We start from the raw sequence: 25846 nt of genomic DNA, 5'->3' as shown, positions 1-25846 counted from the left end.
GGAATCCCGCTGGCAGGGGGCTGCAGTCTTGCCCCTGGTCCCGCTGGCCGGGCAGCGTCTGCCGTGGCTGAAATGCACTCCCACCAGGGCGATTGTCAGTGCTGTATGCGAGGGTCGCCATCTGTGAGCCGAAGCATTGTCAGCGGCTCGCGACGGGTTACGAATACACGGCCAACGGGGGAGGCACGGCATGGCTGGCGACGGCTTCGACGTAGACACCGACCAACTCAAGTCCGCCGCTCCAACATTCCACCGAGAGTCTGTTGCCCTGGAACGGGCGACAGCCAAGCTTCGCCACACGCTCGGCGGGCTGGGGGAGCCCTGGGGCGGAGACGAGCAGGGCAAGAAGTTCGAGCACGCCTACGCCCCACACCAGACGCAGATCGAGAAGGCAGTCGCAGCCCTGGTCAAGGGCCTGTCCAGCATCACCAAGGCCATGAACGACATGGCCGCCAACCACGAAGACGCTGACCACTCGGCCAAGTCCGGCTTTGAGGGCGGTAAGTGATGGGTGCCGCGGACAAGGCCAAGGAGGTCGTCCAGGACCTCACCGGCATGTGGTGGCCGGAGGGCGACGAGGACGAACTCCGGGAGGCCGCCCGCGCTTGGCGTACGTACGCGGACGATGTTGAGGACTGCACGGCCGCCTGCCACAAGAAGGCCCAGGACGTCATCGACAACAACAAGGGCAAGTCGATCGAGGCGTTCGGGGAGTTCTGGCGCAAGTACCACGGCGGTGGCAAGGGCTACCTCGACGACGTGGCCAGCGCCGCCCGCGACATGGCCAAGGCCCTGGACAAGTACGCCGACCAGGTCGCCGAGGCCAAGAAGAAGATCGAGCACGAGCTGGAGATCGCCGGTGCGGTCCTGGTCGTCGGTACGGCCCTGGCCGTCTTCACCGGCGGCATCACCGAGGTCGCGGCAGTCGGCGCCACCGAGGCGATCGTCGCCGCAGCGAGTACGGCGGGCATCGCCGTATCCGCCACCGTCGCCGAGATCGCTGGAACAGTCCTGGCCACCGCCGCTATCGGCGGCATCGAAGCCATCACCGTAGATGTGGTCGTCGCCCAGGGCGGACGCAACCTCCTCGGCGACCAACACGGCATCAACCTTGCCGAGGCCAGAGATGCTGGGGTCACCGGCGTCTTGTTGGGTGGTGCATTTGGTGGCGCGGCCCGCACTGCCAAGGCTGTTGGAGACGCCGGCGGCTTCAAGGCGGTCCTTGCGGATACAAAGCTCGACGGTCTCCGTCTTCGCCCAGCGATCGACCAGATGGGCAAGCGGCGTACCTGGCAGCTCTATCATTCCGAAAAATCGGATGCGATGGCGCCGCCGGCCAAAGCGGGCGACGACGCCCTGCCCTCCGGCCATCCGATCTACCACGGCAAGCAGACGACAACCATTGGCTACGATCCACGCACTCTGTCGAATTTGGAACGGGTAAGACGTGTTGATGGTGTCCACGACGTTGTCGTGCACGGTACGCCCGACAACGTCTTCATTGCAGGACACGTCAATCCGGCAGGCGTAGCGAAGACCACCTACGAGATAAGCCCTCACCAGGTAGTGGAAAGTATTCGTAATAACCCGAACTACACGGGTGGGCCTATTCGCTTGGTATCCTGCCATTCGGGAGCCGGGGCGGAGCCGCTGGCGCAGTCCGTGGCAAATGAAATGGGAGCCCCTGTCTACGCGCCAACCAATCGCATGGGAGTGGATCGCAAGCTGGGAACCCAGGACCCTGTCATCGACAAGGGTGGATACTGGCGAATATTCCTTCCCATCACCGACTGACGCCCACAACTGCGAGGAATGATGATTCGCCGAGTAGGTTTCTTTACCGAAGGCAACGAGGATGGCGACCCCGCTGTCTACAGCGAGTCTCTGACCCAAGCCATGGATGGCCCGCCCGCACCTGATGAAGATCGAATTCTCTCCTACCTCAACGGCGGTGAGGAGATCTTCAGCACTATGGGCGCTGAGCGTGATGTCATCTCCGGCGACGAGTGGGTCGGTGGTGCCGGGTCACTGGTGACAGATGGTGAATGGGTCTGGCCTGTTGACCTCGTTCACTACCTTTCGCGTTACCACATTGCCCTTCCAGTCGATTTTCTCGCTCACGTACGGAAAGCCGAGTACCAGGCTCCTGTCGTACCAGATGAGCGTGCGCGAGAAATCATGGTCGAACTCTTCCCTAAGCGCCCTTCCCCTTGGAGTTAGCGACTCCGTGGCCTCACCTCTCACGAGGGTGGAGGTAAAGCGGTGCGATGTGCCTCCGCTCCGGCAGGAGGCCGCACGGAGGCGCCTTTCGCTTCGTGACTGGCTGCTCGGGAACCTATGAGGGCGTTCCTGCGCCGACGGCAGTGGATACGCCGAAGGCCCGGGGGTGTCCTCGGGCAGCGCATCTATGGTCGGCGCGCTGCCCGAGCCAGAAGCCCGGCTGCCGGAGTCGTCCAGCGGTCCAGATCCCAGCCTTATCGTCGACCGTGATGCTGGCCCGGTTCGGCTCCAGGACGTTGAGCCATGCCAGCAGTACGCCGCCCTTCGTGCACCACGATGGCGGCGACCGTTATCGCACTTCGACCTTCTGCCGTGTCATGTCTTGATTGCATTGACCGAGATCGGCTTGGGCTCCATTGATCCGGTGCTACGGTCGCCCGCATGACGCTCTCGGCATCTTCGGCGCGCTCCGTGGACTTGCGAGTTGAACCGGTGGAAAACGTCCTCGATCATGTAGCGCGATCTCTTCAAGTCGACCTGGACCGGGACACGGTGGTACGCAAACGCCGCTCGGTCGGAGCGCGGACGGACCGGCGTACGTGGGTCCGTATCGAACGGCGCGGGCTCGACAGAATCGGGGTGCAGGGCTGGAACGGCACCGAGTGCGCTGCGCGTCTGGAAGGCATTGCGCAGCCCGTCTGGCGGGGGTGTGTGGTCTGGCGGGAGGCGGACGAACCCGTGATGTGGCGGGTCGATGAGACCGAGCTCTTGCCGAGTGCGCCCATCGGCAACGCGATTCTCAGCGAGGACCCGAAGTTGCAAGACGCCTGGTGGCAGACGTTCAACGATTCCCTGGACGCGCTTGCCGACCAGGACACGAGGCGTGTCGCCACCCCCGACACCGTCACCGTTACGCAGGCTCTCGTCACCGAAGCCATCCGCAGCATCTCTCCCTCCCACGATTTCGATACGACCATCCAGAGCTGGGTGCCCGCCCACGCGGATCTGAACTGGGCCAACATGACCGCGCCGACGTTCTGCCTCTTCGACTGGGAGGACTGGGGCAACGCGCCGCGAGGGTTGGACTCGGCTTCGCTGTGGGGAAGTTCCCTCGCCGTTCCGGCTCTGGCCGATCGCGTATGGCAAGAACGCAGGCGCGACTTCGAGAGCCGGGACGGCAAGCTGATGACGCTGTTCGTGTGCTCGAAGATCCTGGGGCCGGACGCGCACCCGGAGGACCCCCGTCTCACGCCCGCTCGCCGTGTGGCCGAGCGGATCGTCTCGGAGTTTCAGACGGGCTGACCGCGCAATCGGGCTCGGAGGAGGTTCCGGTACTCCTCGATTGCTTGCTCGTCGACCTGGCCTGCCAGAGCGTCGATCAGGCCTTGCAGATGGGCGAGGTTGTCGGTTCCAACGGCAACCGTGCCGACCTTGGGGAGCTCGTAGGCAGCCCGGAATGCCGCCTGCACTGGGGAGAGTCCGGTGCCGTCTCGGAGGAAGACGCGAGAGTCGATCCGGTCCCACACCGGGGCGTTCGCGCCGCCTCCGAAGGGGCTCATGCCCCACACCATGCTGCCGTTCAGGCCCCATGCTGCAGTGACGGCATCCGCTGCATCGAGCGTCCTGATGCCGACCAGCAGGCCGGCGCGGACCATGAAAGCGGACGGCCTCGGCGTGGTCGTGTCGATCAGGCTCGGCAGCGGTGACGGATTCCAGGACGCGACGCCCCAGGCGCCGCACAGCCCGCTCGACGTGGCCTCCTCAAGGGCGGCGCATGCCTGGGCCAGGGCATCCCGGCTATGAGCGGCGCCTTCGTGAAGCGAGTGTTCCGGGTTGTGCAGGAACACCACATCCGGCTCGCGCCCTAGATCCCGGGCTGCCTGCTCCACGGCCACGTACAGCCGCCGGGGAGCCAGGGAGTGCTCCGCCCTGCCCGGTGCCGAAAAGTAGTCCACCTTCGTGGACAGCCGGAACTTCGGCAGCAGACCGCCGGCTGTCCGAGCCAGGACCTGATGGGAGCGGAAGCCGAGGTAGTTCGTGCTGGTGTCGATGGTGGTGACACCGAGGTCCAGTGCTCCGGTCAGGAGACGGCGTTCGTGACGAGACCGGTGTAGCCCGAGGACAATTCGGGGGTTAGCGTCGCGCATATCTCCTCCTTCACCAGGATCTCGGCTACCTCCGCCACTTCCGCTCCGACAACGGCTGCTGCCTGCTCCACCGGGACTGGCTTGCCACTCAGCAGGAGACGCAGTGCAGGCACGGCCTTGCCCGTGAGGGTGAGCTTCTTTCCCGAGGCCACGACGTCGACCGACTCGCCGTTCTCCTGGATCTGCGGCGGGAAGTGTGCGGTGCACACCACGGTGTCGAGCGGGCCGAGAACGTCGAGGAACGGCACGTGCCTGGGAAGCGTCGTCGCCTGCTCGTACGCGGCCAGGAAGTCGGCCGGCGATCGCTCGCCGATCAGCTGGGCGGCTGCCGCGGCCAGAGCCTTGGTGCCGGTCCCGTGCACCCGGTCCAGGTCGTGTCGGAAGACCTCGTGTTCGCGGGACCAGTCAGCCAGCCAGGCCATCCAGCTCGCTCCCGTGCGCTGGGTGATCCCGAACGTTACGTGCAGGCTGTTGCCCGAACCGTGGCCGTTGCGGGTCGCCTGGTGCCAGTGGCCTCGGGGGATGTGCATGACGTCGCCGGTCTTCATCACCCCCGCCCAGACGATCTCTTCGGACGGGGTGTTGTTGGGGTCGGAGTCGCGGTACATGGGCGCGGTGCGAGAAGTACCGCGTACTTCCCACTCCTTCTCGCCGGCGAGCTGAATGATCAGCACGTCGTGGTCGTCCCAGTGCAGTGGGAAACCCGAGGCGTCGTTCGTCGTCAGGTACGCGTTGACCTGCACTCGCTCGTGCGACCACCACTGCAGCGCTCGGCAGGCGACTTCCATCGTGGGGTCGAAGACGTTGGCCTGATCGAGGATGAGCGTCGCGCCTTCGCCCAGCAGCCTGCCCAGACTGCGCATGTTGACCATGGAGATGCTCTGGCCTCGGGGGCTGACGGTGTCGGTGTAGTAGACGGCCGGGTGGACTTCGTCGCCCTTCTGGAAGCACCGGAACTGCGGGCGGCTCAGGCTCCTGCGCATGGCGATGTCGAGCAGGCGGTTCGGGGTCAGGATGCGGGAGACGAGTGCAGGGTCGTCCATGCTTCCCCGCACGAAGCCTTTGCCGAGTTCGTCCACTCCCTTCCACCCCAGTGCGGCCTCGATGCCGTTGATCAACTGGTGTTCCACTACTGCCTCCTCATGAATACGGGCACGTGACACGGACGCGGCGGGGGCCGCCCTATCGAACCGTGCGGCCCCCGCCGCCTAGCGCTACTCGGTGTCGGTCAGGTTGCCGTCACCGCCCGGCCACGGAGAGTCTCCGGAACTTCCGGAGTTGTCGGACCGCAGGCTGTCGTACCGGTCGTGGACGGCGGTCAGCTCTTCCACCGCCACCAGGAGGCCACTCTGGGCCGTGGGCGATGTCGTGTTCTCTGCCACCTTGTGCTCCTTCCTCTTCGGGTTCTCCCACCGGAGTTCCAGCGGGAAGTCAGGGGCCGCCCTCACGGCCGTGGGGGATGTAGGGGGACATGAGGGCGGCGGTCAGTAAGCAGCTCGTCGTGCTTCGGCCCCGCGGTGGAGGCCCGCGGCAGGAGGTCTCGGCGCGAGGTCCGCCGGCAGGGCGCTTGAGTCCCTGCGCATGTTTGCCTGCAGGACGCGCTGGTCCAGTTCGTGCAAGCAGGCACGGCAGGCGAAGACGGCTGCATGCATACCGCTGGACTGCACGGGGCCGATCCATGTCACCTCGACGCCGTCGCGCCCGCACCATAGCCAGCACTCGCCGTGTGGCTGCCACGCATGGCGATCCCAGAGGGCGTATGCAGTCGGCTCGCCCGTCGCCGGGTCGATGTCCCGGCGGGTCGGCCGGAACACGACGTCGGGGTCAGGCAGACACGTCGGTCGTAGCGTGGGTCGACCCATTACGCGACCGCCAGGACGAAAGCCATGGACACGGCTCTGACATCGGCCGCTTGCTGGACAGCGAAGAACCTACGGAGAACGTCGGCTCGGACAGAGGGTGCCCGCTTCGGGAGCGCGAGATCTGCCCAAACGCGCTTGCCACGGTCGGAAGACGCCCAGCCAGTTCGGGCCGCGAGAGCGTCGACCAGCAGCAGGCCGCGCCCGCTCTCGTCGTCAGCCCCCGTACGGTTTGGCTGCGGAGTCACTGGACTGGCATCGAGTACTTCGACCACCAAGCGGCCTGGGCGATAGAACAGTGCCACAGTTACGGGGCCCTCCCCGTGGACCACCGCGTTGGTGATGAGCTCGGAGGCGACCAAGCGGATCCCGTCGGCTGTCCCGTCATCGAGAGGGACGCCCCACGCACGCACCTGGTCCATGACCTTGCGCCGGGCGGGAGATACCTCTCCATACGTACCCGCGAGAACGAAACGAGCGACCAGCGTGCGCATGACCGACACCTTCGAATAGCTGGGGAGCGGCTCCATCCCCGATGGAGGGCAAGGGGGTGGAGGCGCCGAACTGGGAAGCCGCCTGAATGAGCCTGTCCGTCTGCCCCAGGGCGGCTGATACTCAGTCAACGGCCGTAGCGTGCAAGTCCGAAACGTTTCTGGGGTGTTCCTCTTGGGGACGTCCCTCCATACGCGCACACGCCAAGTAACCGCCGAAGTACGGAACGGCGGGATGACACAGGAGCGATGACGTGCCCGGTGAGCTGTTAGCAGTGCACCCACTGACCTTCGTCCGCCAGTCGCGGGGTTGGGGGAAAGCCGAGCTCGCCCGACTCATGCAGGCGCGGGGGAAGGAACTGGGCCTCCCACTGGCAACCAATCGCACCACCATGTGGAAGTGGGAACAGGGCCAGGAGCCTGACGCCGACGCGCAGTGTGTCCTCGCCGACCTGCTGCGAATTCCGTACGAACAGGTCCAGGCAATGGGATGGCCGTGGTGGCTCCCGGTATGGGAAGTCACTGGACTCACTGCCCCCTGGACGGAGGCCGGTACCGTCGAAGCACTGGCTGATCTGGTGGGGAGCGGCCGCATGGACCGTCGAGGGTTTCTCACCATCACCGGTGCCGCCCTGACAGGCGCGGCAGCAAGCTGGGCCGACGCACCCTCCGCGTTCGCATCCGCCCTCAACGGAGACCGCATCACCGACACGATGGTCTCGACGATCGAGCAGCGCATCAGCACACTCCGCACCCTCGACGACCAACTCGGAGGCGCCCGGCTGCTGGAACAGGCACGCGGCGACCTCGCCCTGATCAGCGGCCTCCTGAGCGCCGGCCGGTACACGGACAAGATCCAATTCCGCCTGTACGCGCTTGCGGCCCGCGTATCGCATCTGACCGGCTGGATGGCCTACGACACAGGGCTGCGATCCGCAGGACAGCGGTACTACATCGGTGCCATGCGCAGCGCTCGCACCGCCGGAGACGACGCCTTCGGCGCCTTCGTCCTGGCGGAGATGGGGGTCCACGTCTCCGAAGCCGGCCGGACCGCCGAGCGAGTCGACCTCGTCTCGACCGCCCTCGACAACGCCCCCCGCACGCTGTCGCCCTTCACCCAGTCCTTCCTCTACCTGCACAAGGCCGAGGCTCTGTCCCGCGACGGCGATCATCAGAGGGCCGGTACGGCACTGAACCGTGCCGCTGTCCTATGGGATCGCCACACGGTGGAACAAAACCCTGACTGGCTCGGATGGTTCGGCGAGGCACAACTGAAGTCGACCGAAGGCAAGGTCCTGCTGCGCTCGGGCCAAGTCGAGCGCGCGACCAGTTCCCTGGAAACCTCCGTCACGAAAGCGGCGCCCCGGGACAAGGCCGTCCGGTCCAGCCGTCTGGCCGAGGCCCGGCTCGCCGGTGGTGATCTGGACGGGGCGCTCGACGCCGCGAACTACGGCGCTGAGCTCCTCGAAGACAAGGTCAGCTCTGTGCGGGCCCTGGACCGCTTGAAGGAGTTCTCCGCACGGCTCGAACCGCACAAGTCAGTAACAGCCGTCCGCGAGTTCCGCGAGCGACTGCAGGCGCTGCCCGTCACAGCCTGATGGGGAACGCCGCATGCGTCGAGAGTGATCCCACCCCGCAGAGCGGTCAACGAAAGTGCCACGATGTGCCGCATGACGACGATCGACGGTGATGTCGCGCCCGGGTTCGAACCTGTACGTGAGGCGTTTGCGGCGAACTTCGCGCACCACGGGGACGTGGGCGGGGCGGTGTGCGTGTACCAGGACGGGCGCCCAGTGGTGGACCTCTGGGGCGGAGTTGCCGACCCCAGCACCGATCGTCCGTGGGTGCGAGACACCCTGCAACTGGTCTACTCCGCGACGAAGGGGGCGACCGCGAGCGCAGTACATCTGCTGGCCCAACGCGGCGAGCTGGACCTGGACGCTCCGGTGGCCAAGTACTGGCCGGAGTTCGCCGAGAACGGCAAGGCGGACATCCCGGTGCGGTGGCTCTTGTCCCACCAGGCCGGCCTGGTCACCCTGGATCAACCGGTGCCACTGGCAGAGGCGCTGAACTGGCATCCGATGTCGGCAGCACTGGCCGCTCAACGTCCTGTGTGGACTCCAGGCACCGCACACGGATACCACGGCAGGACCTGGAGCTGGTTGGTCGGCGAGGTGATCCGCCGAGTGTCCGGACGCACGCCCGGCCGCTTCTTCGCCGACGAGATCGCCGTCCCACTCGGGCTTGACTTCTTCATCGGGCTGCCGGCGGGCGAACGCGGCCGGGTCAGCCGCATGGTGCACCGAAAGCCAGAGGTCGACTTCACAACAATGCCTCCAGAGTCGATCCCCGAAGAACTCCGCGAACAGGTCGCCGCCTGGCGCGACCCGAACTCCTTCAGCAACAGGGCGTACGCAGTTACCGACCCGGCCGAGATCGACTTCAACTCGCCCGAAGTGCAGGCCGCGGAACTCCCGGCTTCCAACGGCATCGGCACTGCGCGCGGACTGGCGCGCATGTATGCGGCGTTGATCGACGAGGTGGACGGCGTCTGCCTCTTCACCCCGGAGACGCTCGCTTCGGCGACCAAGGAGCAGGCCAACGGGAGGGACCAAGTACTGGTAGCGCCCAGCCGGTTCAGCTCCGGCTACATGCTGCCCACCGAGGACAACCCCATGACCGGGCCGTGTTCCTTCGGCCACACCGGCCGAGGCGGCTCACTCGGCTTCGCCGACCCCGAACACGGCATCGCCTTCGCCTACGTGATGAACCACATCATCAGCGGCCCCGACGATGTGCGTGCGACATCGTTGGTCGACGCGGTGCGCAGGTCATTGACGGGACGGTAGCGCAGCAGGCTCAATCCATGGCCTGTCGGCCGTTCGCGTACTAGGCACCAGATGGCGCCAGTGATGGATGCTTTCAGGCCAAGAAGACCACGGCGCCCACGGACTGAGTAGCTAACGATGTATACCTCGCCAGCGAGGGCAGTCAGGCTGGCTAGAGATATCTTATGGATGGAGTGAACATTGTGTTAGCTTTATCGATTCAAGCGCGAACGAGAATGCTTCGCTACATCCTTGCGCCACACACGACGCGAAGGACCTCCTTATGGATGCGCGTGAATCCCGGTCTGACGTACCGGACGGCGTTGCATTGGGAATCAATTTGGATCTATCGGCGCCACCTCATGCGTGATACGTACGGTAGGTGGTGGCGACTTAAAGCCTCAGACGCTGAACGCGCTGCGCTACAAATTTCCTCTTTTCGGCCGACGGATGATCAACTCGAGCAGTGGTCTTTTATCGGCGAGGATTCGTATGCAGTCACAGATCGCCAAAGCTACCATGAGGTGGGGTAGGTGGCGGCAGATCCTTTGGAGACGGCGTGGAAAATGCATGGCGCCCTCGCGGACTGGACGGGAAAAGCAGACGGTAAGGCTTCGTTCGCGCTAACCTTGCAGGCTACTGTTTTGGCGGCCCTCGGGGTCCTTGCTGGCTCGGGTCGTGTATTCGGCGGCGTGGGTGCGGGGCCAGCGCTCTTTCTGCTGTGGCTGGGGGCTTCGTTACTGGGGGCTGGAGCTTCTTTTGCGGTAGCGGCCATTTCGCCTAACCTCAGAAAAGAGAGGCGTGGGCTCCAGGAGGGTGACGACTTTCTCTATTTTGGTCATCTCCGGACCTGGGAACCAGTTGACCTCGAGGCAGCCCTCCGCGAGAAGGATCCACTCCCGGCGCTGACTCGGCAGTTGGTTGTAATGAGCGAAATTGCCTGGATCAAACATCGCCGAGTTCAGTGGTCTCTTTCTCTGGCCGCCGCCGGGGCGGTGGCACTGGCTTTGACCGCTGCGGTCGGATAGTTCGGTGAAGGGGCGGCATGAACTTCCGTCAGCTCGTTCCTGCTGAGGCGTGGCAGGATCTCATTAATCGTGGTCAGCGGCGGACCTATCGACGTGGCTCCATCTTATTAAGTCAAGGGGAGTCGCCTTCGTCGGTCATCGCTCTCGCTGAGGGAACCGTGAAAGTCGTCCAGGTCACCGAAGCTGGAGACTCGCTCACTTTGACACTCCGGGGGGCTGGTGAGGCTCTTGGTGAAATGGGCGCAATTTTGGACCGTCCGCGTTCGGCCACGGTCCAGGCAGTCTCCGCTTGCGTCGGTTACATTCTCGCATCCCATGCCTTCCGGGGATACCTTGAGCGCTACCAGCTTGCTACCGCGGTCTATCGGCTTGCCGTAGATCGAATGCAACACATTGAGCGACTGCGCACCGACCTCGCCAGTTTGCCTCCGTCGGCACGGATGGCACGTGTCGTGGTTCACCTGACCAGAGAGGTCGGCCGCCCGCAGGGTGATGGCTTGCTGGTGGAGCTGGGCATGCCTCGCGAGGAGTTGGCCGCAATGGCGGCAATGAGCCGCTCGTCGGCAGCTCCTGTGCTGAGCCAGCTGCAAGCGGCAGGGATTCTCTCTCTTGGGCGCAGCCAGATCCTTGTCAGGGACACAGCCCGCCTCGAGCTAGCCGCGCGGGCAGCGAATCCTCGCGACGATCACACCCTGTGATGCACGTCACCATTGAGCCGTCCAGAGTTGGACGGTTTACCTCGTCGTGGTCCGCGAAGGTAGCCATCAACTCGATTGCAGCCAAAGTGAATTGATGGGAGGCAACCATGACGTCGTCCTGGGAGCAGTTGTGGCCCTACCGGGCCGTCTTGGCAGTAGACGCCCGGAACTTCAGTGGCCACACCAGCAAGACGATGCAACAGATAAATGCCGAGATCCAGCAGGTACTTGCGCAGGCGCTAACCGCCGTTGGCTTGAGCGGTCGCTGGGAGCGGCGCATGTTTGGGCAGCACACGGGCGATGGTTACGTCGCCGGCATGGAGCCCGAAGTGCTTCCGGGCCTGGTTGGATGTTTCCCGGACGCTCTGCGGCGAGTCTTGTCTGAATGGAGGAGCGGCCATCCCGGCCAGCCTCCATTGCAGCTTCGAGTCAGCGTCCACGTCGGTCCCTTGCCTGCCAGCGGACTCGGCGTCCCCATGGTTCATACGCACCGGCTCCTGGACGACCAGGCGTTGCGAGACCTGTTGGCGCGTGCCAACCCCGAGATCACTAATACAGCCGTGATCATCTCGCAGCGAGTGTACGAAGACGTGTTCCAAAGTGGCTGTACGACCGGGGACACACTCCCGAGCCAGTTCTCGCGCCGTCTGGCAAAGGTCAAAACCTTCGAGCAGCCAGCCTGGCTGCACGTACCGGGTCTTGATTGGCAACTCGCAGACTCTTCCATATTCGAGGCCCCTGAGGCCGCTCCCGCCTCCGAGTCGCCGTCACCCTCTGCTTCGGAGGCCGCAACTGCGGTTCCAGGCAACGTGACCTTCAGCTACCAGGGCCCTCACGGTGCTCAGGGTTACAACCAGACAATCAACAACTCCTTTGGGGGACAGCAGTAATGGACAGCGACCGTGACCGCGACGAGATTGGTATCGGCGGGCGTTCCTCGGAGGAGTACCGGAAGTCCCAGTCGGACGAGGTCGATGAGTCTCTTCGGAACAGTGAGGGACGGCGATCGTTCCGAAATCCATTCGCTCGCCCTTCGGGACGGATGGAAGAGCTAACGTCTCAGCCCGAAACGCCTCTCCAGTTCATGCCGGAAGCCCCGGATCCCATTATTTCCCCAGCAACACCGGTCGGTGAGCTACCCCATTTGACGACTTTGTCGGTGGATGACGCCGCCGTGAGTGGTGTCGAACCGGTTTCTAGTGAAATCGCACCGCAGCAGTCTCGACAAGAAACGCCGACCCGTGATCTCGGAGAAGGACTCGGCGGAACGCCTGGACGGGTAGACGATCGACACGTCACTCTGCGCGAAGCGCTGGCTGGATCGGCGGAGAATGCCCGACAGGATGAAGCGGCTGAGCGGGAAGAAGGCGATGGCCAGCGACGCGTGTCGCACTCTGTGCAGAGCCATGGGGGTGACCCATTAATGGCTGACTTAGTGCCTGGTGCGGAAACGCAGGAGCCCGGCTACCTGAATTCCTTCAGTCAGCAGAGTGAGGTAACGGATCACGAGACTGATGTTCAGGATGCTGCGGAATCCAGCTTGCCAAGGGAGTCAGAGAGCACCTCGTTCACGGGGCAGAATTACGGATCGGGCCCGTTCCATCAGGCAGTGAACCAGGAGGTCAACAACTTCTGGAAGGGTGATTTCGTCAGGCAGATTGCTATTCCAAGGGAAGACCTTGCAGCGTGCTCGGAGCATCGTTTCGTTGCGCCGCGAGATCCAGGCCAATTGGAGGAGGCAAGTCGGCATCTGGCATCCCAAGGCGTCGTAATCCTCAGCGCTTCGCCGGGCAATGGTCGTCGGACAGCGGCGCTGCGACTGCTCAACACGTTAGGGGTCACGCCCCGGCCGCTGGAACTCTTCGACCTCGAACCTGAGTGGTCTAAGCCCAGCATCGAGCGGCTTCCCAAAATTGGAGGGCAAGGCTATGTCCTTGATCTGTCGGAATTGCCAGAAGGGGATCCCGACGGACGTTTCGGTCGGGACTTAGCGAACTACGGCAATGACGGTCGCAAAAAAGGGTGGTTCCTGGTCATCCTGGCAAGTCCAAAGGAATGGAAAGGTGCTTGGGTCGAGCCGACTCTAGAATTCACAGTCGGGCTGTCATCGCCTGACGCTAAGGTTCTCGTCAAAAGCGAGTTGAGGGCGCGATCTTCCGGCGATCGAGTGGAGTGGCTGGACGACCCGGTGTTCACGGGGATCTGGCAATCCAACCCGCCGGCTCAGGAGTCCCGCCGCCTCGCCCGCATCATTGCCGAAGCGAAGCAAAGGGATCTAGCTAAGATCGTAGACGAGTTCAGGGGGTGGCACGATCACATCGAGGGGCTTCTGAACCGCCGGGAGCCACGGGGGCAAGGCGATCCGAGTCTGCTGTCCATGCGGGCTACGGTCTGGGCTGGGGCCCTGCTCCATGGGGGACAGTTCCGGTCCGTCCTCAAGGCCGCGGATGCGCTGTTGGAGGACTTGGAGATTTCGCGCGCCTCCGCAGAAGTCCTTGCGGACGCCACCTCGTCGCGACGCTTGGCAGCCGCCAAGATCAGTACGTACGGCGAGCAGGCATTCCATGAACAGGACAAGCATGACCTTGCACCTGCGATCCTGCAGAATTTGTGGGAGGAATTCCCGACCCAGCGTGAACTATTACGCTCGTGGGCTGTATCGGTAGCGGCTGACCTGACCGTACCCGAGGAGGATGCCCGACGAGTCACCAAGATGTTGCTCCACTTGGCCACTGTCCGTCGCGATGGTGACATTCTGGACAGCATTGGGACGGGATTGGTGGGTCGACGTCGCCAGTTGGCGGTGGAGGCCCTTACCGCGGCAGCGCTTGACTCGCAGATCGGAGCCTACGTCAGGCACCGTCTCTATCTGTGGGCAAGGAATCCCTCATCGGAAGAGACGATCAAGCTCGTCACGGAGGTCTGTGGCGGAGAACTGGGCGTCAAGAAGCCTGGAATCGCCCTGACTCGGCTTCGTTGGGCGGCAGGGCAGAGCCCCTTCGGTTCTAGGCCAGTCACGGAAGCACTTAGGCGCCTAGTAGAAGCCCGTCCTGCTGAGGTCCGCGAGGCCGTAGGCGTGTGGCTCGATGACGACAAGCTGCGGATCCAGGCTCTGGTCGTTTTCCTGGCCCTCGCATCCAGCGAGAGCGGTGCCGCCTTCCTGCTTCGTAACGCTGAAGAGGAGAGCGACCGGCGGCGTTTCGTTGAGGCGTGGCAGCAACTGCTTACCACCGAAGATGCCAGAGAGGCTGTAGACAGCCAGCTGACAAAGTGGGGTGAGTTGGCTGACCGAGGGGCTCTGCGGCGGGACGCACTGGTCGATCTGCTTGCCGACGTCTATGAGCCGGCCATCTACCGCAACGGGTTGAGTCGGTTCTTCGCAGATGGCTCCGACTTCGTCGAATCCTTCTGGGGGCAGGTTTTGACCGAAGCGATCGTCCGAAGCAAGCGTCGCCGCGAGGGGCGAACGGAGTAGCCATGCGACGCTCCCCGTGGCGCCACCCACGCACACATATAACCAGCACGTGGCCGTCTGAGCTGCCCGGAGTTCGCTTCGCCGCCACAGGGAAGCTCACCTTCGAGCCCGCGATGGAACTGCGTCAGCAGGGACGCAGCGCTGCACGCGCTGCTGCCCGACTAGCGCTTGATGCCTTGGCCAGTGGCATCACCAGCCAATGCGCGCCAGCGCATGTGCAGACGGCTCAAGAGGAGCTTGCCCTGGCAACTGCCCGGTGGACGGAAGTCGAAGGTCATCCGCAACTACGCATCAAGGCTCGCGTGGCCCTGTCCCTCGGTCCAGAGGACCGTGCGCGCACCCAGGCATATGACGATGCCTTGCGAGCAGAGCGGCTAAGGCATGCGATTGATCGCGAGCGCCTGGCCTATATCCAAGCTGTTCTCGGCGAGCCCGGTATGGCGCGGACCTGGTGGCTTGATCGCCACAAGGGCGAGCTCATTCAGCTCTCTTGGAACGAGTTCAACGAGAAGGTCCTACCTGCTGTCGGGTCTGCCGACGACGCTCAGTCGAAGGCCATGAGGATGGCCCATGTGATTGCGGGCGTCATCGGGCGTCTAGGGGAGGAGCCAGGGCGGGAGAAGCAGTTCACCGCGACGGCTCGGATCGTCCTGGAGCAGATGGGATGGGAGGACCTGGCGGAGGAGGTGCCTCCGGGATAGCCAGGGTGCCGGGGCGGGATGCCATACGTGAGCGATGCGTGAGCGGACGGGACAGCACCCGTTGGACTGCGCGTCACGTGTGGCAGGTCACCATGGCTCCTGAGCAGGCGAAACGGAATTTGACGTGATCACGAAGCATCATCCGTCACGATCATGCACCCCCTCGTAATGCGTAGGTCTCGGGTTCGAATCCCGAAGGCGGCTCCATGGGAAATCGCAGGTCAGTCCTCTGACCTGCGATTTCTTTTTGTTGACCTCGGACCTCGGTAGGGCGTTCTCGGCCGATGTCGAGTCGATGAAGGGCGCCGGTAGCGCGGACCGTGTCCGTCTTGAGGCCCTGTACGTAGGTGTAAATGACTTCCTCCGGGGCCTCTCTTCCGGCCCCCGCGACATCAGTCATACCGGACAGAGAGGTGACCAGTGACCATGGTTGCATCCGCGTCTTCCCCGGCGCCTGTGACGCTGCGCCCCTACGACCCCATGGATCAGACGGCCGTTCTGGTGCTGATCGACGCGGACCGGCTTCCAGGGCAGCCGCAAGTCACTCCCGCCATGTTGGCGGAGGCCATGCGAGGCAGTGCTGCCCAAGAAGACTCCTGGTGGGGTGAGTTCGGACCGCCGGCCGTTCAGGTGGCCGTCAGTGCTGCCGGAGGCCTTGTGGGGGTCATCTCCTGTGTGCGGCGCACGAAGGATGACACGGGGCTGATTCAGTGGCTGCACTGCCGTGAGGACGCGACCGTGGCCGAGGCGCTGATCGCCCACGCGCTGACCACACTGCCACCGCGCCCTGCCGAGGCATTTCAGTTCGCCACCGTGCTCACCCAGGGCCTTGAGGCGCTGCCGGCCCGTCACCGGCCCGTGACGCGGGCGGCACTGGAGCACGCCGGGTTCGCCGGGGAGCGACTGTGGCGTTGTATGCGCGCCGACCTGCCGCGCCCCGAGCTGCCACGGGTCTCGGACATCCGCATCGTTGCCGAGCCGGAACGCCGTGCGGCGCGGAAACTGCAGGTCCGTCGCGACGACCGGACGGTCGCCGAAGCGGTCATCGGCCTGCCGCTCCAGGGCATCGGCGTCCTGTGGTGGATCGAGGTCAGCCCCGACGCACGGGGGCACGGCCTCGGCCGCGCCGTGCTCGGCTCCGCGCTCCAAGCCCTGAGTGACCTGGGCGCCGATCAGGTGGTCCTGTACGTGGACGACGATGAGCCCCCCGGCGGAGAACGTGACCGCACAGCGGCCAACGCCCTGTATGAATCAGCCGGATTCGTGGAGGTGGACCATTTGTGGTCGTACACCCTGCACCGGGGCCGATAGCGGGGGCTCGGCCCGGTGCTCAGGAAGCCCGTCAGTCGGCCACCGGCAGTACGGCGATCGCGCGTAGCCCGCCCGTAGGGGCCCTGCCGAGTTCGAGGTGGCCGCCCGAAGCGGCGAGGAGGGCGGCGGCGACGGTCAGGCCGAGGCCGGTGCCCTCGCGGCTGCGGCCGGCGGTTCCGCGCCAGAAGGGCTCGCAGGCGCGCGCGATCTCCTCGTCCGACATACCGGGGCCCTGGTCACGGACCTCCGCGCGGACCAGTGAGGGTGTGGCGTACACCGTGACGCAGATGTCGCTGCCTTCGGGCGCGGCGTGCAGGGCGTTTTCCAGGAAGACATCGAGGGCTTGTTCCAGGCTGCCTCGGACCTGTGTGCCGGTGACGGCGACGCCGTCCAGGCACAGCCGGACCCCGCGGACGCAGGCCTGGGCGGCCCAGGCATCGACACGTGTGGCGGCTACGCCGAGGACATCGACCGTCTCCACGGGGCCGGAGCTGTGATCAACAGCGCCCCAGGCAAGGACTTGGCCCAGAATCTCGGAGAGCCGCTCCATCTCCCGCAGGATGTCCTGGATCTCCTGCCGGGCAGAGGCGTTCGGCGGTCCGGTGAGCCGGTCCCTCAGCAGTTCCAGGCGGAGTTGGATGGAGGAGAGGGGGCCGCGGACCTGGTGCGCGGCAGCGGCGGCGACGGCGGAGGGGTCCTCCACGGTCGGGGTGGGAGCCGGAACGGGTAAGGGAGGGGGCGGGGTGACGCTCACGGGCGGTCCCTCCTGTCTCAGGTGTGCGCGGCGGCCGGAATCGTCAGGCGGTAGCCGACCCCGCGCACCGTCTCGATCCACTCGCTACTGCCGAGCTTGCTGCGCAGTGACCCGACATGGACGTCCAGCGTGCGTGTGGAGCCGAACCAGTTCTCGTCCCACACCCGGGACATGATGTCCTGACGCCCCATCACGGCGCCGGGTGCCTCCATCAGCATCGCCAGGAGGTCGAATTCCTTCCTGGTGACGTGTATTTCCTCGCCGTGCACGAAGACCTTGCGGGTGCGTGCTTCAAGGCGCAGGGGGCCGACCTGCAGTGGCGCCTGGCCAGTGCTCCGGTGCGATTCGACCCGGTGCTCCGCGGCGAGGGGCGCGAAAGTCTGGCACGGGGACGGGGACGGGGGTGAGGATGGGGATGGGGGTGGGGCCGACGGGGGCAGGGGGGCTAAGTCCGTGGGGGTGGTGGGGGACTGTGCGGCGGGCCTGCCGGGGGTGAACTGGCCCGTTCCGTGCTGTCGACAGCCTCTGGCCCTGCGGGAGACAGCTCCGATGCGCGCGACCAGTTCATAGCGGCTGAAAGGCTTGGGGATGAAGTCGTCGGCGCCCATGTGCAGCACCAGCACGCGGTCCAGCTCCTTGGTGCGTCCGCTGAGTGCGATGATCGGGACGCACGAGCGATCGCGGATGCGCTGACAGACTTCGTACCCGTCGAGGTCGGGCAGGCCGAGGTCGAGCAGGACGAGGTTCGTGTCCGTGAGCCGCTCCAGTGCCTCGGCGCCGGTACAGACCCGGTGTGTCAGGAATCCGTGGAAGCCGAGGGCCTGTTCCAACGCCTCGCCCACTCCGTCGTCGTCCTCAACGATCAGAACGTTCATGGAACTGCGTCCTTCCCCGTTCGTGGCGCATGACAGCGGTGGAAGGTCCTGGTCGAAGAGCCTTCCCCCTATGCGGTTGTCGTGCCGGCCGATCCGCGCCGGTCAATCCGTCCCCGACCGAGTGTGGAAGGTGGGTGCCTGATGAGGTTCGGCATCGGGTGCTGCTTCGATGCGGCCGGCTGTGGATCGCAGGAACTGTCGCGATCTTAACGCCGTTCGCTCGTATGAGCGAGGATGTTATGGGAGGCCAACTCAGAGGCGGAGGAGTGGAGTTCTGGAGGACGACGCGCCCTGCCGGAGGCGTGGTGGGGGGCTGCTGGTGGGCGCGTCATGACGGTGGGGGAGAGGCCGTCGCGGGGGAACGGCGGGGGAAGGCCGGGGGGAAGGCTGAGCTTGCGAAGGGCAGGCGTCAGAGTGCCGTGAAGCGGTATGCAGCGGGCCGGGCCCGGTGCAGCAGGACGAAGTGCCGGGCCGCCTCTTCGGCCTCCGTGAGGGCGAGGAAGCCCCGGTCGCGGGCCGTGGCCTCCAGGTGCCCGCTTCCGCTGCCCTGCCAGACCTCCGCCAGGTGCCGGCGGACCACGCTGTGCGGCAGGTGCCCGGGGGTGCGGTGGGTCCCGGTGCGTGCCATCTGCTCGTTGAGCCGGCCGGCCGCGGCCACGGCGTCGGCGCTGGCCGACCAGGCGTCGTCCGTTCCCCGCAGCGCGTCGGGTGCGTCATGGAAGGGGGCCGCACCCGGAGCGGCCCGGAAGGACCGCACCAGCAGGGTGAGGAGACGGCCTTCCGGACTGCTGCCGCCCCGCTCCTCGGGTGTCAGCCAGTATTCCCACGCCTCCTGCGGCAGCAGCTCCGCGGTGATGCCGCGTTCGGCGGCCGCAGCGATGGCGGCGGGTGCCGGATCGCGGTCATCCGGGGCCCGGTGCTCGCGGGCGATCCGTGCGAGGGCGTACCGGCGGTAGCGGGCGGGGAAGTCCGGCGCGTAGAGCTGCTGGAAGCGCAGCACGTCGAGTTCGGAGACCCCGGCCGGGTGTCTGCCGGGCGTCGCGGGACGGAAGAGGCCGCACCAACGGGCGAGGTACATCGTCCGTGGGGACAGCCAGGCCGGTGTGGACGGGGAGACGGCCGGACGGCGGGGATGTGCGCAGTGGGACAGTGCCACGAGCGCGTCCCGGCGCTTGAGGTCGGACAGTTCGGGGTGGCGCTGTGCGAACTCCCGTAACCGCACGGCAGCGTCGGTGGACGACGGGTCCGCCTCCCGAGTGGCGTGCACGAGGGCAGGCCAGGTCCGTTCGGTGTAGTGCAGGGCTCTTGCCCTGTCCAGCAGCGCGTCGCCGGCCTCGGCGGACAGCACCTCCTCGGCCACCGCATTCGCAACCGTCCAGCGCAGGTTGACCAGGGGGACGGTGAATTGCCGGTGGTCGCCCGACGGGAGATGGCTTACGGCCACCTCGTCGTCGGCCTCCAGGTCGCCGCGTGCGTACATGCCGAAGACCAGGCCCACGCCCTCCATGCCGTACGGCCACAGTTCGGCGGCCCGCAGCGCGCCCATGCTGGAGGCGCCCACGACCCGGGTGCCACGTGCCAGGACGTCGAGGATCTCCTTGTGCCGCACGGGGGCGCTCTGGTGGAACACCCCGTCGACGATCAGCACCGTGTCGCGGGGGCCGGTGGCCAGGGCGAGCAGATCGCCGTGCCGCACCGGGCCGTGCACCACCGCGGTGGGCGCAGCCCGGCGGACCTCGTCCGCGGGCACGGTGGGTCCGACGAACACGTGGGTGGTCACGCGGACTCCTTCGGGGCGGGCGGAGAGGCAGGTGGGGCGAGGGGGCGGGGGATCTCGTGCCGTCCGTCGAACGTCACACCCGCGGCGACGACCTTGACCACGCTGAAGCCGTCGTGGGTGCTGAGGTCGACGACCACGGGCGGCGAACCGGTCAGCTCGCACACCCGGTCCGCGAGCCACCGTGTCTCGTCGGTGTCCTCGGCGAACTGGTGGACCGGAGCGGAGACGTCCGCCCACCCGACCACGTCCCCCTGGGTGACCGGAGCTCGCCCGGCCGCGGAGGGAGCGGGTGAGAACAGTGCGGCGGACAGGTCGTCGCGGCTGCCGGCGATCGCGGTCAGCCGGCTCTGCGCCGACTCGGTGACGGCGCGGCTCAGCGCCACGGCGGGGGAGCTGTGGACCCCCGAGCCGACGGCCAGCGCGGGGAAGTCCTCGGACCAGAGGTACGTCACGAAGCAGGGCAGTCCCCAGCGGTTGGGCACGTCGGCGATCTCGATCCAGGCCCCCGCGTCCGCGATCCGCCCCAGCATGGCCGCGCACATCGGGTCGTCCACGGTCGACGGGTCCACATGCCGCCGTTCGGAGACCGGCACCGAGCCGATCGCCGCGGTGCAGTCCCGCTCGATGACCTCGTGGAGCGCGTGCGTGACCGCCTCGTGGTAGCTGTTGCCGCTCGCCAGACCGTTGGTCGAGCCGTGCAGCAACGGCGGCTGCCAGGCATCCGACACCTGGTAGTCGATGCCGACGGAGGCGCGGGGGACCAGGGTCTTCTCCCCGGTCGCCGCGTCGGTGCCCACCACCCAGTCCAGTGGCGTCCGTTCGCTCAGCAGGCTGCCGTGGTGCTGCTGCAGATCGCGCACGTCGTACGGCAGAGTGAGCTCGCACGCGGGGGTGCCCAGCACCTCGGGGGCCGGGCACGCGTACTCGGCGTGCCACAGCTCCACGGACTCCATGACGGCGGAGATGCGTGCCAGCAGCAGCGAGGTGCCCTTGCCCTGGGAGACGGTGAGGGTCTTGGCCGCCGGCCGCACGGCCATCACCACGGGCACGCCCAGGGTGTCCAGCCCGGTCACATCGGCGACGCGGGTGATGCCGAACGTTCCCCGCAGCCGGTCGATGACCGCCCAGGTCTCCTCTGGATGCCGGACGCGGTGTGTGCCGTCGAAATGAACCTTCCGCACGCGTCCCCCTTCCCCTGCTCCGTGGCCTGCGGATCAGCATCGACGGTCCTACCGAAAGGCCCGGACAGCAGGAGGGAAGCACTGGTGCAGCGATGCGGAAAATTTCTGTGAGTGCACCGGAAGAAGTACGTAAGGAGAACGTCATGGGTATTGCAGAGGAGGCTTTTTGAGGTGTTGTCGTCGCAGGTCAGGAAGGGGAGAGGGGGAGTGGCGGCGGGAGGTGCAGGGAGGGGTACCGGCGTTGCCGGGACGGGATATCAATGCGGTTGTCATTGCCGGACGACCGAAAGGAACAGGGAAATGGAGAACACCCTCCTCGACCTTGAGCAGCTCGGTGACGAGATGTTCGAGGTTGTCGGGTCGGAGTCTGCTCAGGGTGAGGGCGACGCCAACTCGGCGTGGGCCTACGCCTGCTGTCAGAGCGCCAGCAGCTCCTGCGCGCTGTCGTAGCACTCCGACGACCGGCCTCCGGCACATGATCTGGCCGGGGCCGGTCACCCCGCGCGTACGAGCCCGGAAGGAAGAGGGGTGTTCGCCATGGGCCGCCGGCTGAGGCTGGTACGGCAGGTCCGGTTCGCGCCGACCGCCGACGGCGCGGCGGTGCTCGGTCCGTCCGGCACGCTCGCCCTGCGGGGTGCCTTCGTCCACGCCTGGCTGGAGCAGCTGCGCCCGCTGCTGGACGGCGTACAGGACGTGGACCCCGCCCTCGACCGGCTCCCCGCCGGACACCGCGCAGTGGGACTGCGCCTGCTCGACACTCTGCAGCGGCAGGGCTTCGTGCGGGAACCCGGGGACGAGCTGCCGCACGGCCTCGACGACGACGAGCTGCGACGCCATGCCCACGAGATCGCCTACATCGGTCACTGGCTCGACTCTCCCGAGCACCGCTTCGAGCGCTACCGCACCGCACAGGTCCTGCTCCTCGGCGACGGCCCGCTGCGCGCGGCGACCGAACACGCCCTGCTCTCCTGCGGACTGCGGCAGGTATGTGCCCTGGGGGCGCGGCCGCCGTACGAGGATCTGCACGCGGCCGCCCGGCGGGCCGATGCCGTGGTGTACGCGGGCGACGGCACGACACCCGAATCGGCCTCCGCCGTGGCCGCGGCCGAACAGGCCTGCCGCGACAGGCCGTTGTTCCGTGCCCTGGCACGGCACGGGGACTGCTGGCTGCTGCCGCACTCCGGCTCTCCGCGATGGGCCGAGGTGCGGCACAGGGTGGCTGCCGGTCCGGCGCCGGACGGTGCGGAGCTCGGTGCGCGGCAGCTCGGTGCGCGGCAGCCCGGTGTGGCCGCTGCCGCGCTCGTCGGCGGGCGGCTGGCCCTGTCCGTCTTCCGGCTGCTGACCGGGGTGCCGGACGAGAGCGCAGCGGACGAGAGCGCCGCGGACGAAGGTCCGGTGCGCGAGTGCCTCCGGATCGACCTCGGCACACTCGCGGCGCACCGGCATCGCGTGCTGCCGAGGCCGGACGGGCCGCCCGTGCGGGGCGCGGCCGGCACGGAACCCGAGGGCGCTGCCGCGGAGTTCGGCCGCCGTATGGCATCCCTGCGCGAAGGACCCCCGGTCCCGGCCGACGAGCTGACCGGGCGACTCGCCGCCTGCGCCGATGACCTCACCGGTCCGTGGGGGGAGCCCACGACGGTCCACGGAGACCAGATACCCCTCACGGTGGCGCGGTGTGCCGTGGCCGGCGACGACGTCGTCGGCGCATCCCTCGATCCGCGGGCGGCGCGCGCCGTGGCGCTGCGCCGCGCGGCCGCGGCACACGCTGTCCGTATGGCCCGTGAGGCATGGGGCGCCCCGGAAACGCCGGAAGCCGTCCATGTCTTCGCCGCGCGCCTGACGGACGGTCGCACGGAGCGACTGCCCGCGCCGTCGGCGCCGGACCGGCCCTCCGGGACACACCGGAGCGGGCTGCTCGTCGCCGAGGGCACCGTCTGCGCGGAGAGCTGGGACGCCGCGGTGGAGGAGGCCCTCTACGACGCCGTGCGCGAGCTCGTCCGCCGGCGTATGGCCGTCGCTTCGGCCCCGTACCCCAGGCTCGCGCCCGACGCTCTGGCGGCCGATTCCGAAGCGGTCCGCCACTGGCGGCTGTTGTGTGCCCTCGGACCCGCACCGGAGATCCGGGACGTGTCCCGCGGTGCCGGGGCACCTCTGATCGCCCTGGCGGCCGAGGGCGAACCCGGCACCCTGGGCTGTGCCGCCACGGCGGCCGGGGCCTTCACCGCCGCTGCCCGCGATCTGCTCCTCGCCCGGCAGCAGGGCCGTCCGCGGCCGGCCGACGCGCCGGCCGGTGCCTTGGCGGCACCGGCCCCCGTCACCGACGCCGTACCCGGGCCCTTGCCCGGCGCGACGGCCGGAGAGCGGGTCACCCGTCTTGCCGGGCACCTGGACCGGCAGGGCTGCCTCGGGTACGTGATGCCGCTCGTCCACGACGCGGCCTTCCACACGCTTGCTCCCTACGTGGCCCGGGTAGCCCTTCATGAACCACGCTGACGTCGTCGTAGCCATCGCCGGGGACGGCCTGCTGCACCGCGCCGTCGCCGAAACCCTGGCCGCCGAAGGGGAGTTCACCCTTCGCGCCTCTTCGGGAGGGGCCCTGGATCAGGCAGGATGCGCCGCTCTGCTCACGGTGAGCGACGCATGGGAGGCCGATGCCGCGCACGACCGGTATCGACGCGATGCCGCCGCGGCGGGCATCCCCTGGCTCCCTGTCTGGACCGAGGTCGGCCGTGCCGTGGTCGGCCCCGTGGTCGCCCCCGGGACCCCCGGATGCGACCGCTGCCTGCGGATGCGCCGGGCGCACGCACGGGAGGACTGGCCGGTGGTGAGCGCCGTGCGCGACCGCTACGCCGCCGAGTTGGCCTCGGAGCCGGCCACCCTGCTCACCGGCGCGGCCGCCATGGTGACGGCACACCTCGTGGCGGCCCGTCTGGCGGCGCTGCCCGGCGCCGACGGGGCTTTGCCCGTCGAGGCGTCGCCGACCGGCGCAGGATCACCCGGCCACCCCTTACCCGCCCACCCCTTACCCGGTCACCGGCCGACGTCCGAGATGACCGTCGTCGACCTGCGCCACCTCGATGTGAGCCGCCACCGCTTTCTGCCCGACCCGTGCTGCCCCCACTGCGGCGGGCTGCCGGACGACGGCCCCGACGCCGCGCCGGGCACGCTCAGCCCGCGTCCCACGGCCGGCCGGGACGCGGGGTACCGGCTCCGGCGTCCCGATCCGCAGCGGCTGCGCGAGGTCCTCGCCGACCCCGAGACCGGGCTGCTGCGCGGGGCGGGCGCACTGTCCGCCGCCGTTCCGCTGGCCCGGGCGCCCCTCGCCCTGCCCGGCGGCGGTGAACCGGAGGCCGGGCTGGGCACGGGCAGGGACTGGCGTGCGGCAACGGCCGCGGCGCTGCTGGAGGGCGTCGAGCGGTATGTGAGTGTCCGGCCGCGGGCCCGGCGCACCACGGTCCGTGCCGCCTACGCCGAGGTGCGGGACCGCGCCGTCGATCCGCGGACCCTGGGCCTCCACCCCGACAGCCACTACGACCTGCCCGGCTTCCCGTTCCGCCGCTTCGGCGAGGAGCAGGTGACCGACTGGGTGTGGGCATGGTCGTACCGGCGCGCTCAGCCCGTTCTGCTGCCGCGCTCCTACGTGTACTTCCTCTCGGCCACCGAGCAGGACCCCGCCTTCGTCTTCGAGGTCTCCAACGGCTGCGCGCTGGGCGGCTGTCCCGAGGAGGCCCAGCTGCACGGGCTGCTCGAAGTGGCCGAGCGGGATGCCTTCTTCACCGCCTGGTACCGGCGCACACCGCTCGACGCGATCGATCCCGGCAGTGCGCAAAACCGGTTCGTGCCGCTTCTCGCCGAGCACCTCGCCCAGAGCAGCGGCCACCGCATCCATCTGCTCGATGCCACCCTGGACTGCCACATCCCCTGCGTCGTGGCGCTCGCCGTCGACGAGGACGAGCGGCCGGACACGCCCCGGGCAGCCGTCGCGGCCGGTGCGCACCTCGACCCCGAGGAGGCCGCCGTACGCGCCTTGATGGAGCTGGCGCCCCATCTGAGCCTCCTGCTGTCCCGCTATCCGGCCGAGCAGGAGCGGGCACGCCGGCTGGCCCGCGACCCGTCGCTCATCGCCCACCCGGCCGACCACGCCCTGGCGGCCGCCGCCCCCGAGGCCTTCCCGCGCCTGGCGTTCCTCCTCGACGGCAAGCCGCCCCGCCCCTTCACCGACGTCCACAGCGGCCGCCGCCTGCCGCGGCCCCACCGGGATCTCACGGACGCCCTGCGCGACCTCGTACAGCGCTATCTGGACACGGGCCTCGATGTGCTCGCGGTCGACCAGACCACCGCCGAACTCGCCGCCTGTGACCTGTCGGCGGTGAAGGTGGTCGTCCCCGGTACCGCCACGGTGACCTACGGACCGCTCATGCGGCGTACCGAAGGGCTGCCGCGGCTCACCGGTGCCCTCTCCTCCGACCCCCACCCGTTCCCATGACCGGCCGGTTAC

At 67.4% G+C, this 25846-nt stretch carries 23 protein-coding genes; 15 read left to right on the top strand and 8 right to left on the bottom strand.

From position 1 onward, the window contains the following. Positions 1-190 precede the first annotated feature (190 nt). The 4 genes from STRNI_RS19520 (at position 191) to STRNI_RS19505 (ending at position 3522) form a co-directional block, all read left to right on the top strand. On the top strand, positions 191-508 hold the full coding sequence (locus STRNI_RS19520; protein WP_277411692.1) for a WXG100 family type VII secretion target: 318 nt from the start codon (positions 191-193) through the stop codon (positions 506-508). After that, on the top strand, positions 508-1794 hold the full coding sequence (locus STRNI_RS19515) for a WXG100 family type VII secretion target (protein ID WP_277411691.1): 1287 nt from the start codon (positions 508-510) through the stop codon (positions 1792-1794). Before STRNI_RS19520 ends, STRNI_RS19515 begins: the two co-directional genes overlap by 1 nt. 18 nt (positions 1795-1812) lie before the next feature. Further along, complete coding sequence (locus tag STRNI_RS19510) at positions 1813-2220, top strand: hypothetical protein (RefSeq protein WP_277411690.1); 408 nt, start codon at positions 1813-1815, stop codon at positions 2218-2220. A gap of 441 nt (positions 2221-2661) precedes the next feature. Continuing rightward, the gene (locus STRNI_RS19505; RefSeq protein ID WP_277411689.1) at positions 2662-3522 is read left to right on the top strand and encodes a hypothetical protein; all 861 of its coding nucleotides are present in this window, start codon (positions 2662-2664) and stop codon (positions 3520-3522) included. On the opposite strand, the gene STRNI_RS19500 is transcribed toward STRNI_RS19505, so the two are convergent. The 4 genes from STRNI_RS19500 to STRNI_RS19485 all read right to left on the bottom strand — a co-directional run bounded on the left by STRNI_RS19500 (position 3510) and on the right by STRNI_RS19485 (position 6648). After that, positions 3510-4367 (bottom strand): aldo/keto reductase, encoded by an 858-nt coding sequence (locus STRNI_RS19500; RefSeq protein WP_277411688.1) that lies wholly within the window; start codon positions 4365-4367, stop codon positions 3510-3512. The genes STRNI_RS19505 and STRNI_RS19500 overlap by 13 nt on opposite strands. Beyond that, entirely contained in the window at positions 4301-5497 is a 1197-nt protein-coding gene (locus tag STRNI_RS19495) for a JmjC domain-containing protein (RefSeq protein ID WP_277411687.1), read from the bottom strand. Before STRNI_RS19495 ends, STRNI_RS19500 begins: the two co-directional genes overlap by 67 nt. Positions 5498-5581: 84 nt before the next feature. Next, on the bottom strand, positions 5582-5749 hold the full coding sequence (locus tag STRNI_RS19490; RefSeq protein ID WP_277411686.1) for a hypothetical protein: 168 nt from the start codon (positions 5747-5749) through the stop codon (positions 5582-5584). A 479-nt stretch (positions 5750-6228) separates the two neighbouring features. Then, the gene (locus tag STRNI_RS19485) at positions 6229-6648 is read right to left on the bottom strand and encodes an ATP-binding protein (protein ID WP_277413287.1); all 420 of its coding nucleotides are present in this window, start codon (positions 6646-6648) and stop codon (positions 6229-6231) included. 323 nt (positions 6649-6971) lie between these two features. Between STRNI_RS19485 and STRNI_RS19480 the strand changes: the two genes are divergently transcribed. From STRNI_RS19480 to STRNI_RS19445, 8 genes are all read left to right on the top strand, one after another. Next, a complete protein-coding gene (locus STRNI_RS19480) occupies positions 6972-8315 on the top strand; it encodes an NsdA family TPR-like regulatory protein (RefSeq protein WP_277411685.1) in 1344 nt (447 codons plus the stop codon). A gap of 72 nt (positions 8316-8387) precedes the next feature. Next, positions 8388-9566: a serine hydrolase domain-containing protein gene (locus STRNI_RS19475; protein ID WP_277411684.1), complete on the top strand. Its 1179-nt coding sequence runs from the start codon at positions 8388-8390 to the stop codon at positions 9564-9566. A gap of 512 nt (positions 9567-10078) precedes the next feature. Beyond that, positions 10079-10573, top strand: a complete 495-nt coding sequence (locus STRNI_RS19470; protein ID WP_277411683.1) for a Pycsar system effector family protein — start codon at positions 10079-10081, stop codon at positions 10571-10573. 17 nt (positions 10574-10590) lie between these two features. Then, the gene (locus STRNI_RS19465) at positions 10591-11271 is read left to right on the top strand and encodes a Crp/Fnr family transcriptional regulator (RefSeq protein ID WP_277411682.1); all 681 of its coding nucleotides are present in this window, start codon (positions 10591-10593) and stop codon (positions 11269-11271) included. A gap of 107 nt (positions 11272-11378) precedes the next feature. Next, positions 11379-12161 (top strand): hypothetical protein, encoded by a 783-nt coding sequence (locus tag STRNI_RS19460; RefSeq protein ID WP_277411681.1) that lies wholly within the window; start codon positions 11379-11381, stop codon positions 12159-12161. Beyond that, positions 12161-14746, top strand: a complete 2586-nt coding sequence (locus STRNI_RS19455; protein ID WP_277411680.1) for an ATP-binding protein — start codon at positions 12161-12163, stop codon at positions 14744-14746. The genes STRNI_RS19460 and STRNI_RS19455 overlap by 1 nt, the downstream gene beginning before the upstream one ends. Before the next feature lie 113 nt (positions 14747-14859). Then, positions 14860-15447, top strand: a complete 588-nt coding sequence (locus STRNI_RS19450) for a hypothetical protein (RefSeq protein ID WP_277411679.1) — start codon at positions 14860-14862, stop codon at positions 15445-15447. Positions 15448-16122: 675 nt separating this feature from the next. After that, the gene (locus tag STRNI_RS19445) at positions 16123-16758 is read left to right on the top strand and encodes a GNAT family N-acetyltransferase (RefSeq protein ID WP_277411678.1); all 636 of its coding nucleotides are present in this window, start codon (positions 16123-16125) and stop codon (positions 16756-16758) included. Between the two features lie 31 nt (positions 16759-16789). Here STRNI_RS19445 and STRNI_RS19440 read toward each other — a convergent pair whose 3' ends face one another. The 4 genes from STRNI_RS19440 to STRNI_RS19425 form a co-directional block, all read right to left on the bottom strand. Continuing rightward, on the bottom strand, positions 16790-17512 hold the full coding sequence (locus tag STRNI_RS19440; RefSeq protein WP_266440556.1) for a sensor histidine kinase: 723 nt from the start codon (positions 17510-17512) through the stop codon (positions 16790-16792). Between the two features lie 17 nt (positions 17513-17529). After that, the gene (locus tag STRNI_RS19435; RefSeq protein ID WP_159487046.1) at positions 17530-18387 is read right to left on the bottom strand and encodes a response regulator transcription factor; all 858 of its coding nucleotides are present in this window, start codon (positions 18385-18387) and stop codon (positions 17530-17532) included. A gap of 409 nt (positions 18388-18796) precedes the next feature. Beyond that, positions 18797-20167 carry a TfuA-like protein gene (locus tag STRNI_RS19430; protein WP_159487044.1) on the bottom strand — a complete coding sequence of 457 codons (1371 nt, stop codon included), beginning with the start codon at positions 20165-20167 and terminating at the stop codon, positions 18797-18799. Next, complete coding sequence (locus STRNI_RS19425; RefSeq protein WP_277411677.1) at positions 20164-21348, bottom strand: YcaO-like family protein; 1185 nt, start codon at positions 21346-21348, stop codon at positions 20164-20166. The genes STRNI_RS19430 and STRNI_RS19425 overlap by 4 nt, the downstream gene beginning before the upstream one ends. 300 nt (positions 21349-21648) lie before the next feature. Here STRNI_RS19425 and STRNI_RS19420 point away from each other — a divergent pair, with 300 nt between their 5' ends. From STRNI_RS19420 to STRNI_RS19410, 3 genes are all read left to right on the top strand, one after another. After that, complete coding sequence (locus tag STRNI_RS19420; protein ID WP_018090001.1) at positions 21649-21798, top strand: hypothetical protein; 150 nt, start codon at positions 21649-21651, stop codon at positions 21796-21798. 87 nt (positions 21799-21885) lie between these two features. Next, the gene (locus tag STRNI_RS19415; RefSeq protein WP_277413286.1) at positions 21886-23841 is read left to right on the top strand and encodes a group-specific protein; all 1956 of its coding nucleotides are present in this window, start codon (positions 21886-21888) and stop codon (positions 23839-23841) included. Beyond that, complete coding sequence (locus tag STRNI_RS19410; protein WP_277411676.1) at positions 23828-25834, top strand: TOMM precursor leader peptide-binding protein; 2007 nt, start codon at positions 23828-23830, stop codon at positions 25832-25834. The genes STRNI_RS19415 and STRNI_RS19410 overlap by 14 nt, the downstream gene beginning before the upstream one ends. The last annotated feature ends 12 nt before the right edge of the window (positions 25835-25846 follow it).

It is taken from the genome of Streptomyces nigrescens (genome assembly GCF_027626975.1).
Classification (GTDB): domain Bacteria; phylum Actinomycetota; class Actinomycetes; order Streptomycetales; family Streptomycetaceae; genus Streptomyces; species Streptomyces nigrescens.
Note: the sequence above shows the minus strand (reverse complement) of the source record. Positions and strands in the feature narration are given on the sequence as shown.